Source organism: Mycolicibacterium neworleansense, assembly GCF_001245615.1.
Classification (GTDB): Bacteria; Actinomycetota; Actinomycetes; order Mycobacteriales; family Mycobacteriaceae; genus Mycobacterium; species Mycobacterium neworleansense.
Genome location: NZ_CWKH01000001.1, coordinates 1,784,476 through 1,799,150 on the forward strand (window position 1 = coordinate 1,784,476; position 14,675 = coordinate 1,799,150).

At 68.1% G+C, this 14,675-nt stretch carries 15 protein-coding genes; 7 read left to right on the top strand and 8 right to left on the bottom strand.

Features of this window, described 5'->3' with window-relative positions; translation table 11 throughout:
• Positions 1 to 3: 3 nt before the first annotated feature.
• The 5 genes from BN2156_RS08320 to BN2156_RS08335 form a co-directional block, all read right to left on the bottom strand.
• Positions 4 to 1,698 carry a phage tail sheath C-terminal domain-containing protein gene (locus tag BN2156_RS08320; protein ID WP_090512274.1) on the bottom strand — a complete coding sequence of 565 codons (1,695 nt, stop codon included), beginning with the start codon at positions 1,696 to 1,698 and terminating at the stop codon, positions 4 to 6.
• Positions 1,699 to 1,782: 84 nt separating this feature from the next.
• The gene (locus BN2156_RS08325) at positions 1,783 to 2,007 is read right to left on the bottom strand and encodes a hypothetical protein (protein ID WP_090512276.1); all 225 of its coding nucleotides are present in this window, start codon (positions 2,005 to 2,007) and stop codon (positions 1,783 to 1,785) included.
• Between the two features lie 187 nt (positions 2,008 to 2,194).
• Positions 2,195 to 2,962 (bottom strand): AfsR/SARP family transcriptional regulator, encoded by a 768-nt coding sequence (locus BN2156_RS08330; RefSeq protein WP_131725145.1) that lies wholly within the window; start codon positions 2,960 to 2,962, stop codon positions 2,195 to 2,197.
• A gap of 162 nt (positions 2,963 to 3,124) precedes the next feature.
• Positions 3,125 to 3,265 carry a hypothetical protein gene (locus tag BN2156_RS30675; protein ID WP_159402828.1) on the bottom strand — a complete coding sequence of 47 codons (141 nt, stop codon included), beginning with the start codon at positions 3,263 to 3,265 and terminating at the stop codon, positions 3,125 to 3,127.
• A 29-nt stretch (positions 3,266 to 3,294) separates the two neighbouring features.
• On the bottom strand, positions 3,295 to 4,962 hold the full coding sequence (locus BN2156_RS08335; protein ID WP_407661643.1) for an alpha/beta hydrolase: 1,668 nt from the start codon (positions 4,960 to 4,962) through the stop codon (positions 3,295 to 3,297).
• Positions 4,963 to 5,079: 117 nt separating this feature from the next.
• On the opposite strand from BN2156_RS08335, the gene BN2156_RS08340 reads away from it, so the two are divergent.
• From BN2156_RS08340 to BN2156_RS08355, 5 genes are all read left to right on the top strand, one after another.
• Entirely contained in the window at positions 5,080 to 5,646 is a 567-nt protein-coding gene (locus BN2156_RS08340) for a TetR/AcrR family transcriptional regulator (RefSeq protein WP_090512280.1), read from the top strand.
• A gap of 133 nt (positions 5,647 to 5,779) precedes the next feature.
• On the top strand, positions 5,780 to 6,436 hold the full coding sequence (locus BN2156_RS08345) for a biliverdin-producing heme oxygenase (protein WP_090512282.1): 657 nt from the start codon (positions 5,780 to 5,782) through the stop codon (positions 6,434 to 6,436).
• Positions 6,437 to 6,675: 239 nt separating this feature from the next.
• On the top strand, positions 6,676 to 8,130 hold the full coding sequence (locus BN2156_RS08350) for a PPE family protein (RefSeq protein ID WP_407661644.1): 1,455 nt from the start codon (positions 6,676 to 6,678) through the stop codon (positions 8,128 to 8,130).
• Positions 8,081 to 8,227 (top strand): PPW family C-terminal domain-containing PPE protein, encoded by a 147-nt coding sequence (locus BN2156_RS31510; protein WP_407661645.1) that lies wholly within the window; start codon positions 8,081 to 8,083, stop codon positions 8,225 to 8,227. Before BN2156_RS08350 ends, BN2156_RS31510 begins: the two co-directional genes overlap by 50 nt.
• Positions 8,228 to 8,346: 119 nt before the next feature.
• The gene (locus BN2156_RS08355) at positions 8,347 to 9,159 is read left to right on the top strand and encodes a hypothetical protein (RefSeq protein ID WP_090512284.1); all 813 of its coding nucleotides are present in this window, start codon (positions 8,347 to 8,349) and stop codon (positions 9,157 to 9,159) included.
• Here the strand turns inward: BN2156_RS08355 and BN2156_RS08360 are convergent.
• Positions 9,156 to 10,214: a 3-deoxy-7-phosphoheptulonate synthase gene (locus BN2156_RS08360; protein ID WP_090512286.1), complete on the bottom strand. Its 1,059-nt coding sequence runs from the start codon at positions 10,212 to 10,214 to the stop codon at positions 9,156 to 9,158. The genes BN2156_RS08355 and BN2156_RS08360 overlap by 4 nt on opposite strands.
• A 271-nt stretch (positions 10,215 to 10,485) precedes the next feature.
• Here BN2156_RS08360 and BN2156_RS08365 point away from each other — a divergent pair, with 271 nt between their 5' ends.
• Positions 10,486 to 11,433, top strand: a complete 948-nt coding sequence (locus BN2156_RS08365) for a LysR family transcriptional regulator (RefSeq protein ID WP_090512289.1) — start codon at positions 10,486 to 10,488, stop codon at positions 11,431 to 11,433.
• Between the two features lie 64 nt (positions 11,434 to 11,497).
• On the opposite strand, the gene BN2156_RS08370 is transcribed toward BN2156_RS08365, so the two are convergent.
• Positions 11,498 to 12,634: a TDT family transporter gene (locus tag BN2156_RS08370; protein ID WP_235625244.1), complete on the bottom strand. Its 1,137-nt coding sequence runs from the start codon at positions 12,632 to 12,634 to the stop codon at positions 11,498 to 11,500.
• A 76-nt stretch (positions 12,635 to 12,710) separates the two neighbouring features.
• Positions 12,711 to 13,871: a CynX/NimT family MFS transporter gene (locus BN2156_RS08375; RefSeq protein WP_162490832.1), complete on the bottom strand. Its 1,161-nt coding sequence runs from the start codon at positions 13,869 to 13,871 to the stop codon at positions 12,711 to 12,713.
• A gap of 140 nt (positions 13,872 to 14,011) precedes the next feature.
• On the opposite strand from BN2156_RS08375, the gene BN2156_RS08380 reads away from it, so the two are divergent.
• The gene (locus BN2156_RS08380) at positions 14,012 to 14,674 is read left to right on the top strand and encodes a FadR/GntR family transcriptional regulator (RefSeq protein WP_090512293.1); all 663 of its coding nucleotides are present in this window, start codon (positions 14,012 to 14,014) and stop codon (positions 14,672 to 14,674) included.
• Position 14,675 lies beyond the last annotated feature (1 nt).

Genomic DNA, 14,675 nt, shown 5'->3' on the forward strand with positions numbered 1-14,675 from the left:
GATCTAGTTCTTGACGCGGATGGTTGCGTAGACGTAGTCGATTGCCCGGACCGGCCGGACCGCGATGTCGACGCGGACGATGCCCTGCGCGAAGTCCTGCTGGGTCGAGTACACGTCGACGATGAACGCCGGGTCGGACCCATCGGTACTCGGCACCAGCGCACCGGAGCGTTCCATTCGGGTGAAGGTCGCAATCAGCTGTTGCTTCAGGGCTTCTCGCGCGTCGGCGGAATTGAGCCGGCCGATGAAGTTCTCGCTGATCGCCTTGGTCTCCCGGATGCAGCGATCGGCCACGCGGGTGACCGAGATCTGGTCACCGATCGTGTTGATGCCCTTCAGGACGATCACCCCGCGCCCCGCACGTTGCTGTACGACGAGCAGGTTCACCGACGGGCCCAGCAGGACGTTCAGCTCGCTCTCGCGGTACCGCGACGGCGGGATTCCGAGTAGTTGCGCCGAGGAGAAGGTGGGCGATATCTCCGGGTTGAGCCGGCCGATGAGCCCGACGACCGCGCCGGTCGCGCCGGGTGGCGCCACCAGAACGAAGCGCCGGTTACGCACCGCGGCCGCGTGGTCGCGGATCGCGTCGAGGTTGGCGGCGTCGGCCGCGCGGATCGAACCGAACGCGATCCGTGGCGCCCCGGCGTCGCTCGCCACCAAGGCGTGCGCGAGCAGAGCCTGGTGAATCGCGATCACACCGGATGTCTCCAGCGCCGGGTCGAAGCTGGCCATCACCAGATCGATACGGGGATCGTCGGCGAGCAGGTCGATGGCGTTGCGGTAGGCGGTGATGTTGGGCGAGGATCCACCGGCGAAGGCGACGGGCGCAGGGGTGGCTCGGGGCAGCCGCAGCGCGGCAGGCAACGAACTGCGTGGCACGGCACGGATGTACCGGCTCTGCCTCGACAGCACGGCGGGCAGGTGGTTCGCCGAATCCGGGTCCATCGTGAGACTTTCGAAGATCTCCTGCCTGGCGCCGTTGCGCAGCACCTCGAGCGTGATCTCATCGTCAGCCCCGCTGATGCGCACCACCACGCCGTCGCCGCTCGCGCCGGGGATCAGCCGCAGATCCATCAGGACCGTGCCGGCGGCACCGTCCTGCTCCACCTCGGCGGTACCCGCGGCGTTGAGCGGATAGTCGCCGGGTGCCGGATCGTCGCCTTCGAAGCCGGGTTCGACCGCCACCACGTAGTTGGACTGCGCGTTGACGACCGAGAACAAGTCGAGCGGCTGGCCCGGTTCGACGATCAAGTCGTCGAATCGTTCCACTTCGGTGTTGTTCTGCAGGATCCGCAGGGTGACCCGGACGACGGCGCCGGTGGCGTTGGTCACCGTCCGCACGTCAGCGGTCAGTTGGTTTGCCCACGCCCCGGATGCCCTGGCGCGCAACCGAACCGCCGGATTGTTCTCGGAATTTACAAGGGTGGCGCTGGCCGCGGCCCCACCGGCCACCGCCGATACGACCAGCTCCCGTGCGCCGGTCGACAGCGCGGCGACGGCATCGGGCATGGACGCCAGGGTTCCGGGGCCGCAGAGATCCTGCAGTTCCGAGACGCGGGTGACGCCGACCAGACGCGGCGCGACCGGGGCCCGATCGACGATGCCGACGACACCCACGATGCCGGCCGCGGCGGGTAGCGGTGGCAGCACATCGAAGTTGGCCTCGACGGATACTCCCGGGACAACTAGAACAGGCATGAAATCCTCCGTGGGGCTTGATGTTCCGCGGGATTGCGGCTCTCGGCGGGCGGCAAGGCGCGACCGGCGATACCGACCGGTCGGTCACTCGGTGCGATGCTGATCATCGATGGCCTTTCCCACGACGTCCTCAATCCAGTTGCGGACTTCATCGGCCAGAGCGGAAAGCTCGGTGAAGCGGCGGCGCTGCTCCGAGATCGGATCGACGAGCTCACCCGTCACTTCCCCGTTGCCCTCGATGGCGACACGCACCACGACGACGAACTGACGTGTGGCAGAAAGCTTGTCGGCCGGGTCACCTTCCGTCATATGTCCTCATAGGATTGATTTGGCAAGTCATTTGTAGCCGTGGGCACTCAGCGGCGGATGAGACTTCGGCGCCCGAGCGGTGAGCCGGCGATGAGGTTCGGCTGAGGTTTCACTGAGGTCCGGTCGGCTGCCGCACACAGCCGAGCCGCGCATGCCTGCGTGGCATGCGCGGCTCCGGTGAGATCGGCTAGATGGCGCCGGGGTCGGTGCGGATAACCGCGAACAACTGCTCGGTGGCCGGCTCGGGCACCGCGTCGAACTCGTCGGCGAGAAGCCGTCGACACACTGAGTATTGACGCAGCGCCTGCGAGCGGGCGCCCATGCGGACACAGGCCCGCATCGTCATCCGGTGAGCATCTTCGCGGCACGGATCGACCTCGAGCAGTCGCGTGGCGTACGCCAGCGCCTGCTCGTAGTTGGCCAATTCGAAGTGTGCGTCGGCCAACCGGGCCAGCGTCGCCAGGCACACCGTACGCAATCGCTCGCGCTCCAACAGGCCGGCAATACCCGACTCCGACGACAGGTCACCGCGATAGAAGTCGACCGCACGCTCGTACGCTTCGATCGCCGCTTCGGTCGCCCCGGTCGACAGCAGGCGGTGGCCGGTGTCGACGGCGGATTCGAACTCCAGCGAGTCGACTTTCAGCCCACCGTCCAGGTTCAGCACGTAGTGACCCTGCCGGTGCACCACCGGCGCCTGGCCGTCGAGCGCATCGGCGAACTGGGTCTTGAGCCCGTGAACCAGGGTGTTCAGGCACTGCGTCGACAGGTCCGGCGAGCTGTCCGGCCAGATCGTCTCGATCAGCGCCTCACGGCCGATGCCGGAGCGGTGCCGAATCGCCAAGCTGCTCAGCAGCTTCTCGGCCTTCCCCCCGGACCGCAGCGGTACCGGCCTGCCCCACTTGCACACCTGGAAGGGGCCCAGCACCCGTAGCGCAACACCGACGTTGTCCATGACCGTCACCCACCACACACGTCGCGAACAGGTGAATGAACCGCTCGACGGTCGGCCGCCCTCGCCACCTTCATCCGCCACCCCACTCGTAGGTACTGGTCGACTGTTCGAATCATCGTCCAATGGCAGCGGCCGCAATAGAGTAGTCGTCTACTCGGAAAATCAATCGTCACAGCGACAGGACCGTGCCGCCCCGTCGATGTGTACCGAATCGGACGCGTCCTCGATCGCCGCGATCTCATCGTCGCTGAAATCTTCGTCCTGCGCGGTGGCCAGGATTGCGTCGCGGTCGTCGGCGAACATCGCGCGGATCCTCCCGTATCCGCAACGGCTCAGCTTCCCGCGATCGCGTCCTGCACCCGCTGGGTCAGCGCGGGATCCCATCCGCGCGGCGCCAGGATGTCGATCCACAGGTCAGCGGCGTCCGGGCCGAAGGCATGCCCGTACCCGTAGGGCACGTCGGCGGAGAAGATCATGTCCAGCGTCACCTGCCAGAACGTCACGAACGGCAGCCAGCGCATGCCCGGGTCCACATCGGGGCCCAGCGGTTCCCGCAGCCAGTCCGGGCGGTGCAACAGCAGGTCGAAGGACCACCAGGTGATGGGGTCGCTGGCGTGCTGCCAGAACACCACGCGCGGAAACTCCCACGGCCCGGCCAGATTCACATCGGAGGTCCTGGATGCGAATCGGATGTGGCGACCCCCGTCGACCACCGGCAGCCGCTCGAGCGAACCAGCGTCCCGGTGGGCAGTGATCCTGCTCCAGGGCTGGGCGAAGTTGGGTGTGCCGACCAGCAGCGCACCGTCGGTGCGGGCGACCATATCGGCACCGGAGGCAAACGCCGACTGTCCGCCGAAGGAGCCCAGGCTCTCGCCGAACACCACGAGTTTCGGCCGCTGCACTTCCGGCAGGGCAGCCCAAACCCGGTGCACCGCCTCGAACAACGCCTGTCCGGCCTCCGGCGGGGTCTCTCGGTCGGCGATGAAAGAGAGGGCGCTGGGCAGGAATGAATACTGCATCGACGCGATCGCGGTATCCCCCGCGTTGACGTATTCGAGGGCCGCCGCCACATTCGGGTTCACCCATCCCCGGCCCGTGGTGGTCACCACGGCCAGCACCTTGCGCTCGAACGCTCTGGTGCGACGCAGTTCGGCGACCACCTGCTCGGCGATACCTTCGACGCTGCCGGCCGAGGTGCGGCCGGCGTACACCCGGATCGGGGTGAGCGCCGGGACGCCGGTCACCGCCGAGATCTGTTGGGCGCTCGGACCGCCGGCCACGAACGTGCGGCCTTCCCGTCCGAGGGTGTCCCACGCCTGCGCCGAGGCCGGCGAACCGGAACGCTCCGGCGCACCGGGCCGTACGACGCCGTCGGCGGTGCTCTTGTCGGCCACCTTCGCCGAACGTTCGGCCATGCTCAGCAGTCCACGATGCAATGCGCCGTCGAGCCCCATCACCGCCAGCACCACCACGATCACCAGCGCGGCCAGCCGTGCCGCTGGAGCGGGTACCACCCGCCCGCCGGTCTGAGCCAAACGATTCGTGGCCCAACGTAAACCGCGCCCGACCGCGAGCAGCGCCACCGCGATGACCACCGCGATCAACAACACCACCAGGTAGAACGACCGCTCGGTGCGCGGCATCCCGATCAGGTCGCGCAGGATCTGCTGCCACCACGACCCCAGCACCAGAAAGGCCGGGACCACCGCCGCGGTGGCGCCGGCCAACGTCCACCACCCGATCCGGCGGGTGCGTGCCGACCACTGCGGGTTGATCCCGCACCGGCACACCGCCCACGCCGTGGCGCACCCCAACCCGTACCCGATGCCGACACTGATGCCGGTGGCAACCGCCTGCAGATACCAGGGCCGCGGCAACAGTGACGGGGTCATCGACCAGGCGAAAAACAGCAGCGCGACGGACAGTCCGACCGGATGAAGGGTCCGCGCCGCCGACACGACGCTCGACGGGATGGGTAAGCCCCGCGAGGCTCGCAGCACGAGGTACCGCCCTTCGTTCAGTTGGGTATCGAGACTGTAGTGGACCGCATGATCGCCGGCCGATTGCTAAGGCTGGACTAACAGCTTCGGATTCCGCAGCGGGCGTTAGAGTCGAGCGTGCCCAGGATCAGTGCCTCATCGGTCGAAGAACACCGCGAGCTGGTCCAACAGCGCATCTTCGAGGCTTTCGCGACACTCATGGCCGAGCACAGCTTCGACGCGATCACGATGGCCAAGCTCGCCGCCGAAGCCGGCATCGGCAGGACCGCGATCTATCACCACTTCCCCGACAAGGAATCCGTGGTGATCGCCTTCGCCTCGCACGAGACGACCCGGTACCTCGACGGGTTGCGCGCCGCACTGTCCGAAGTCGACGATCCCGTCGGCCGCCTCGGGGTCTACATCCGCCATCAGCTCGAGGCCGGACAAGAGTTCCACATGGGCATGGGCATGCAGCTCTACGGCGCACTGTCGACCGAGACAATGCTGGCCATCCGCGACCATGTGGTGGCGGTCGAGGACGTGCTGCGCGACATCCTGGCCCAGGGTGTCGCCGCCGGACAGTTCGTCGTCGACGACGAGCCCGCCACCATGTCGTTGATTCATGCGTGCCTGGCGCCACGCCACCTGCCGGTCGCGGCGATCGAACGATTCGTCCTGCGTGCGCTGGGCGCCACGCCCTAGCCGCGACCAACCCGCCACACCGCGCGGGAAACGTAACCCCCCGAACCCGTCGGCACCGTGTTAGGTTTCCGACAGGTTGTCAGCATCATCCTGACAACCTGTCAAAGTTGAGCCCTACCAAGTGGAGCCGAGAATGCCGCCGAGCGCCGTCGCAACCGAGTCCGTCCGATCGCTGTCCGCGGCGATGCGCCAGGACTCGACCGATCAGCACGATGCCGCCGAGCAGTCGCCGTTCGTCACCGAACTTCTGAGCGGCCGGGTCAACGAGCAGGGCTACATCGACTACCTGTTGCGCTTGCGCGCGATCTACCACGCGCTGGAGAGCGCCGTCCGGGAACACCGCGACGACCCGCTCGTCGGCGCCGTGTACGACCCCGCCCTTGAGCGGTTGGGCGCCATCGACGCCGATCTGGCCCACTGGGCGCCCGGTGCGGATCGCGACGTCGACTCACCGGCGGTGCGCGCCTACTGCGCCCGGTTCACCGATTCGCCCTGGGGCGGAACACTTGTCGCGCATCACTACACCCGCTACCTCGGCGACCTCTCCGGCGGCCAGGTCATCGGCCGCATGCTGGGGCGCTCGTTCGATCTCGACGGTGCGGGGCTGGCGTTCTACGACTTCCCGATGCGCCCCAAGCCGTACAAGGACGCCTACCGCGACCGCCTCGACGGGCTGGACCTGGATGAGGACGAGGTTGATCGCGTGGTCGACGAGGTGAAACTGGCCTTCGGCCTCAACCAGCGAGTCTTCGATGAGCTCGCCGAGAACCTGCCCGCCTACCGGCGCTGAGCCAGCCCGAACCCGAATTGACGATTCCGGCAATACATAGGAAGTTCATACCCCAAATCGGTTGAAGTTAGCTTATGCTAACCATAGTTATTCGGTGGGGGAGCCAAGCGATCGAGAGGAGACGCCGGGCCGCCTGCATGCACTGCACCCCGGACAACGCCGATGAGAATCTGCACCCCGAACCCCAATGCAGCACATAGCGACACCCCGCCGTCGAGCGCCCGTTCAGGCGGTGCGCGATGACCGCCCCGGTCTGGATGGCCGTACCTCCCGAAGTGCACTCGGCGCTGCTGAGCAGCGGCCCCGGACCCGGACCGCTACTGGCCGCCGCCGGCGCCTGGAGCTCCTTGAGCACCGAATACTCCTCAGCGGCAACCGAATTGAGCGCACTGATGGGTACGGTGCAGGCCGGAGCCTGGGAGGGCCCCAGCGCCGAGCAGTACACCGCAGCACACCTGCCCTACCTGGCCTGGCTGAGCCACACGAGCGCCACCAGCGCCGGGGTGGCCGCCCAGATCGAAACCGCGGCTGCCTCCTATTCGGCCGCGCTGGCCGCCATGCCGACACTGGCCGAGTTGGCCGCCAACCGGACGACCCTCGGCGTCCTGGTCGCCACCAACTTCTTCGGCATCAACACCGTGCCCATCGCCGTCAACGAGGCCGACTACGTCCGCATGTGGATTCAGGCCGCGACCACGATGACCGTCTACCAGGCCGCCTCCGAGGTGGCGGTCACGGCCGCACCGCAGTCGACCGCAGCACCCGTGCTCCTGGCCCCGGGCGTCGGGGAAGCCGGATCCGGGTCGGCCACCATGATGCAGTCTGCGACCGTCGCCCGAGCCGCCGAATCCGGCTCATCCCTCAGCCTGAGCGACCTGATCAGTTCCTACGAGGAGTTCGTCAAATGGGTCGAGGCCAACGATCCGATCGGGAACTGGCTGGCCGGCCAATCTGAGCATTTCTATGGGATGTACGACCAGCTACGGGAATTCATCCTCGAGCCCTGGCGCATTCCGCAGGTCCTCGCCGAGATCATCGCCGACCCGTCGCTGCTGTTCACCACGTATATCAACGTGTTCTTCCTCGGTGCGTACGCAGCCGTCTTCGCGGTGCTGGGCACCCCGCTGTATGCCGCGGCGGTCGCAGCGGCCTCGCCGGCGATGCTCGGCCTGCTCGGCATCGTCGGACTGGCGCAGGCCTACGACATTCCGATCGACGCGCCCGCCCCCGAACCGGTCAGCCCGCCCGCCGAGCACCCGGCCCGCGGCGGCGCCGACACCCGGTGCCACACCGGTCACTCCGGCGCCCTCCCCCGCACCGATGGCCACCGGCGCCGAAACCAGCATGTATGCGGTCCCCGGCGCAGGTCCCGGTTTCGGCTTCGGCCCGACCATGCGCCACAGTGCCACCGCCCAGGCCTCGGACTCCGTCGGCGCATCCGCCGCGGCCGCCGCGACGGCGGCCGCGGTCGACAAACGACGAGCACAGGCCCGCAAGCGGCGCGGCGGGACGGCCAAGGACCGCGGTTACCGCTACGAATTCATGACGGCCGACCCAGACACCACCGCGCCGCCGCCCGGGCAACCCGCCGCCACCAGCGCCTCCGGCAGCGGTGCCGGCGACCTCGGGTTCACCGGCACCGCAGTGAAATCCGCTGTCGCCGGGCCGGCCGGGTTGACCACGCTGGCCGATGACACGTTCGGCAGCGGCACCACGACACCGATGATGCCGGGAAGCTGGCAGACCGAGGTCGATGACCGACCGGACCGCGAGCACGAGGCCGGCGTCTAACCGATCTGTGTTGAGGCCGTGAACAATTCATGAGAGTTGGCGTTAGCGGCCCGCCCGGCGCACCCGGTTCCCGGGGCCGCACGGCAATATTGGTGATTCCCGGCAGAAGGGAACACCGCATGACCAGTGACACCGTGCGACAGCCAGATTCATGGGCCGGCACGCTGCCGCAGTTCTCCACGGTGGAGAAGCACGGCCGCATCACGGTGCCGATCATCCGAATTTCGGAGACACTTCGGTTCTTCGCCGGGGTCACCTTCGTGCTGTGGGCGCTCGTCGCCGTCGGCGCAGCGTTCTGGTGTCACAGCATGCAGACCCTCAACCCATCGCCATGGCTGGGCTTCGCAACGGTCCTGGGCTCGTTCCTGCCCGCCATCCTCGCGACCATCGTTGCCGACAGGGCTCGCGACACGTTCGGGCAGCGGTGGACCGCCAACTGGATCGCTCTGATACCCGCATTGTCCGGCGTCGCGGTCGGGTTGCTCGGCGCCGCCCTCTGGTTCCGGGATTTCACCGGCGGAGTCATCGCGCTGGCCAGCGCCGTGTGCTCGGCCGGCACGGCGATCGCCGTACTCGCGGCATGGCGGGGCGTGCGTTACACCCGGCGGCGCCAAGCCTGGCTGGCGGCGCTGCGCAACCACGGCGTCCGGTCACAGGGCGAGCTGCGCGACGTGAAATTCCTGAAACGCTGGACCGCAGACGACCCGCAGTTCACCGTCACCGTCGCATTCGAGGCTCCGACCGGACGTCGGGTGGTGACCGCGAACATGGTCGCCGAGCACGCCCGCGTCCCTCTGGCGGGGTCACGCGTCGTCGTCTTCAGTGCGGCTCACGACCCCGGCGACGACGTCCTCATCGAGCTCGATCCGGCCTGCCCACCCGAGTTCGACCGTGATCCCGGCGGCCGGTACCGCAAGCCGAGTGGCAGTTAGCCGTTGCGACGGGCGAGCTCCCGCAGCACCAGATCGGTGGCATCCCAATCCATGCACTTGTCGGTGACCGACTGACCGTAGGTCAGCGGCCGCGCCTCAGGCGACTGGGCACCGGCCACCAGGAAGCTCTCCAGCATCACGCCGCTGATCGGCATCCCGTCACGAACCAGCTGCGCCACCTCTGCGGCCACCGAGGCCTGGCGAACATGGTCCTTGCCGGAATTGGCGTGGCTGCAATCGATCACGACGCGAGCGGGCAGCCCGGCACCGGTGAGCTTCGCCGCCGCATCGGACACCGAGTCGGCGCCGTAATTCGGCCCGTCGGTGCCGCCGCGCAGGATCACGTGGCAGTCCTCGTTGCCTTCGGTGCTCACCACCGCACCGCGGCCCATGTCGTCCATCCCGAAGAAGACATGCTCGGCGGCAGCGGCTTTCACACCGTCGACCGCGACCTGGATGTTGCCGTCGGTGCCGTTCTTGAACCCGACCGGCATCGACAGGCCCGACGCCAGCTGGCGGTGCACCTGCGACTCGGTGGTCCTGGCGCCGATCGCACCCCACGCCACGGCGTCGGCGATGTACTGCGGGCTGGTCGGTTCCAGGAACTCGCACCCGACCGGCAGCCCGATGTCGATGATGTCGAGCAGCAGTTGCCGGGCCACCCGGAGGCCACGTGCGACATCGTAGGTGCCGTCCATGCCCGGGTCGTTGATCAGGCCCTTCCAGCCGATGGTGGTGCGCGGCTTCTCGAAGTACACCCGCATCACGATCTTGAGGTGGTCGGACAGCTCGTCGGCGACCTTGACCAGCCGACTGGCGTATTCCAGCGCAGCCGCGGGATCGTGTACCGAACAGGGGCCGACGACCACCAGCAGCCGGTCATCACGACCGGCCAGGATGTCGGCGATCTCGTCGCGGTCGCGGGCCACCCGCTCAGCCCGGCGCTCCCCCAGCGGGAACTCCGTCAGCACGTCGTGCGGGCTGGGAATCGCGCTGAAACTGCGGACCCGTCGGTCCGATGTGGCGGGGACGTTGGCGATCTGCGCCAAGTTCATTTTTCAGGTGCCTTCCTGGTGGTGGGCACCTGAACAAAGGATCCGGCGCCCTGTAACGACGAAAGGCAGCGACCGATGGTCACTGCCTGGGCTCCGGGTGGATGCGTGCTTAGTGCTGCGCTTTATCGGCTCCGCCCGGAGCCTTGATAAAGCGCCAATAGCTGGCACACACACCGATAGTCACGTCGGCCAGGCTACACCACCGCCGATGCGGGGCCACAACCGGTGCGTTCACAACCGCGGATTGTGACCACGACCTACGATCCTGGACATGCCGCTCAGTACCCGGATGCCCGAGCTGGCAGCGTTCGAGGTGCTGCTGGCGATCGCGCGGACCGGCAGCCTCGGAGCCGCCGGGCGTGAGCTGGGTCTCACCCAGCAGGCGGTGTCTGCCCGGCTGGCCTCCATCGAATCGCAGACCGGAGTGAGGCTGGTGCAGCGCAGCCCCCGCGGATCACGGCTGACCGCCGCCGGCGCGGTGGTCGCCGAGTGGGCCGACCAATTGCTCGATGTGGCAGGACGCGTCGACGCCGGGCTGGCCGCGATGCGCAGCGAAAGCCACAGCCGGATCACCGTCGCGGCGAGTCTGACCATCGCCGAGCAACTCATGCCGAGGTGGCTGGTATCCCTGCAGGCTGAAGCGGCACGCCGCAATACGGTGGCTCCCCAGGTCATCCTCACCGCAGCCAACAGCGATCAGGTGATCGCCGCGGTGCACGACGGCTCCGCCGACCTCGGTTTCATCGAATCCCCCGGTACGCCGGCCGGTTTGCACAGCCGGGTGATCGCCCATGACGAACTGGTCACCGTGGTGCCCCCGGGGCACAAGTGGGCCCGCCGATCGGCCCCCGTCGACCCCGGCGAACTGAACGCTACCGCCCTGGTGTCCCGGGAAACCGGTTCGGGCACAAGGGAAGCCCTCAGCTCTGCGCTGCGGGGCGCACTGGGACAGTCGAGCCGGCAGGCCGACCCGGTGATCGAATTGTCCTCGGCGGCCGCGATGCGCGCGGCGGTACTGGCCGGCGCCGGGCCGGCCGTGATGAGCCGGCTTGCCGTCGAAGACGACCTCACCCTGGGCCGGTTGCGGGAAATACCCGTCGCCGGGCTGGATCTGCGCCGCGAGTTGCGCGCCATCTGGTCGGGTGGCCGCACGCCGCCGGCCGGTGCGGTACGCGAGCTGCTCAGCCACATCGCCTCGAACAACCATCGCCGAGAGTGACGCAAAGGTCGTTTCCACACCGGGTTGACGACCATGACGTCGCACTCGACGCGAGCGCCGAGCCTCAGCCGCGCAGCAGCCGGCCGGACCGCACACCGCGCACGGTGTTGGTGGCGACCGTCGCCCATGCGCCGAGCAACAACACGTACAACGCGACCGCCAGCCAGGAGATCGCCACCGCACCCGTGGCCGCACCCAACGCGGACGCACCCGTCACGCAGGTACCCACCGGAAAGGTGAAGCTCCACCAGGTCAGGCTGAACGACAACCCGCGCCGCGCGGCGTGCACGGTCAGTGCCGCGGCGAGGCAGAACACGAAGGCCCCGAATCCACCCATCACCAGGCCGTAGACGATGCCGAAGGCATGTAGCGCCGACACCGTCGCAGCATCGGCGAGCACCGAACCCGCATGCGAGGCCAGCAGATTGGCGGCGGTGATCGACTGACCGACGACACCGAGCACGATCCACACCGTGGGAATCGCCTGCACCTGGCTGAACCCGCCGTGCATCAGGCGTGAGTACACCATCGTGGTGGTGATCAGGCCGGCCAGCAGGCTCAAGCCGAACATCGCGTAGCAAGCCACCAGCAAGGTCGTCCCCGCCTGCCCCGGCCCGAGGTGTGACAGCAGCAGGGCGCCGGTGGAGGCCGACACCATGGGTGACACCACCGGCATCATCCAGGCCGGGACCGCCTCCACATCGGTGTGGTCCTCACGGGTGATCATCGCGAACGGAAGCCACAGGGCGACAACCAAACCCAGCACAGTACCGGCGGTCCACAGCACCACGTCCACGGCCAGCGCGGCCGACGGGCCGATGATCGGAGGCCCGAGCAGCAGCGCGCCCGCGCCGACCGTGAGCAGCGCCATGGCCGGGGCTCCGTAGAACTGACCCACCACCTGGTGCGCGGCATAGGCTTTCGCCTGGTCGCGGTGCCGGATCCAATGCGTGGCGAACGCCGCGGCGAGAACCACCAACACCGTGCCGGCCAAAATCCATACCGCAGTGGCGAATTCGTGCAATCCCGGCAGGTGCAGCGGCAGGGTGGCCGCGGCAGTCGCGACGATTCCGGTGCCCATCACCGAGGCGAACCAGTTCGGCGTGATGTGCCGGAAGGCCGAACCCGCACTGTCCAATTCGGCCAGCAGGGCGGTGTGGAACGGCCTCTGCGCCGTATAGGCGGCTGCGTAGGTGGTCACCTCACCAATGGTGGTGCGCTGCACCGGTCACCGGTAGGCGCCACAATGTTGTGGGGTCACAAGCCACGTTTGTGGCTCAGACGTAGCGGTTACGCCCGGCCAGCGCACCGGCCACCATCTGCACCAGGTAGACCACCAGCACCATGACAAACGGCGCAGTCCAGCCGGCGGTCATGTCGTGGAGCAGGCCGAACGAGAACGGGCCCACACCGGCGAGCAGATAGCCGAAGCCCTGCGCCATCCCGGACAGCCGCGCGGTGTCCTCGGCATTGCGTGCCCGCAGCGCGATCACCGTGAGCGCCAGAGAGAACACGCTCATCCCGATGCCGACGAAGAAGCTCCACAACAGCGGCGCCGCACCCGGATTGACCAGCAGGCCGATCATGCCGACCATCCCGATCACGCCGAGTCCGACGATCCATCCGCTCTGGTTCTTCTGCTTGGCGGCCAGCGGCGGCACGATCAGGCTGATCGGCACCGCGAGGATCGACACCAGCCCCAGCAGCAGCCCGGCGTCGGTCTTGCTGACCCCGCTGTCGATGAACACCTCGGGCAGCCAGCCCATCACGACGTAGGCCAGGAACGACTGGCAGCCGAAGAACAACGTGATCGTCCAGGCCAGCGGGCTACGCAGCAGGGACCGTCCAGATCCATCCGAGGTCGCCGCCTCGGTGCGGGCCTGGCTGATACCCCGAGCGCCCACCACCCAGAACAGCAGCGCGACGATGGCGACCAACGCCCAGGAACTCAGCGCCCCGCGCCAGCCGCCGAGCAGCGGCTCCAGCGGCGGAGTGACCGCGGAGCCGAGTGCCCCGCCGCCCTGCAGGGCCGCGGTGTACACACCGGTCATCAGACCGATCTGAGCCGGGAAGGAGCCCTTGATCACCACCGGGATGAGCACGTTGACCAGCGCGATGCCTCCCGTGGCCACCAGCGTTCCGCCGATCACCACATACGGGCCGTCCAACACCCGCACGACCAGGCCGATGCTCAGGATCACCAGGGCGACCGAGATAGCCCGGCCCAACCCGATCCGGCGGGCCAACCACGGCGCCGTCAGACCCGCCGCGGCAAAGCACAGTCCCGGCAGGGTGGTCAGCACACCGGCCCAGACTGCCGAGGCGCCGAGCGATTCACGCATCTCTCCGAGTACCGGTCCGATGCTGGTGATCGCCGGACGCAGGTTCAGTGCGGTCAGGATCACCGCCACGACCAGCAGGGCCCCGCCCGCCGCCATCGTCCCGGGACGGACCTCTACGGCACCGTCCAGCTCGAGCTCCAGATCGTGCTCGTAACCGTTCAGGGATTCGTTGCGCAGGGACCGACTCACCCGGCTATAGTGCCATACATCCCATGATTGGATGAAAGGACTTCAGCGTGCCGCTCGCCACAACGCGACGCACCGGCCTGGTCGACCAGGTCATCGAGCAGCTGCGCAGCCTGGTCACCTCCGGCGAGTGGCCGGTCGACAGCCGCATCCCCACCGAGCCCGAGTTGGTCGAGGCGCTCGGCGTAGGGCGCAACACCGTGCGCGAAGCGATCCGGGCGTTGGCCCACAACGGCATCTTCGAAGTACGACAGGGGGCCGGCACTTACGTGCGCGCCACCAGCGAGGTATCGGGCGCACTGCGCCGGCTCTGCGGAACCGAGCTGCGCGATGTACTCCAGGTCCGGCGCTGCCTCGAAGTGGAGGGGGCCCGCCTGGCCGCCGCCGCACGCACCGAGGCAGACCTCGCCGAACTACGCGCCCACCTGGCCCACACCGATACCACCGACCACGCGGAGTTCACCCGTTCCGACACCGAGTTCCACCTGGCCGTCGTCCGGGCATCACACAACCCGGTACTGATCGAGATCTACCGCGGGCTGCTCGAGATGATCACCGCCAGCGTCGCGACCATGAGCGCCGCGCCCGGCGGCATGTTCCCGCACGACGAGCTGGTCGAGGCCATCGCCGCCGGCGATGTGGAGCGCGCCGGCCGCGAGGCCGCGGGCTTCCTCGACGAGCTCCTGGCCAGGACGCCGGCGCCGGACTGCTGAC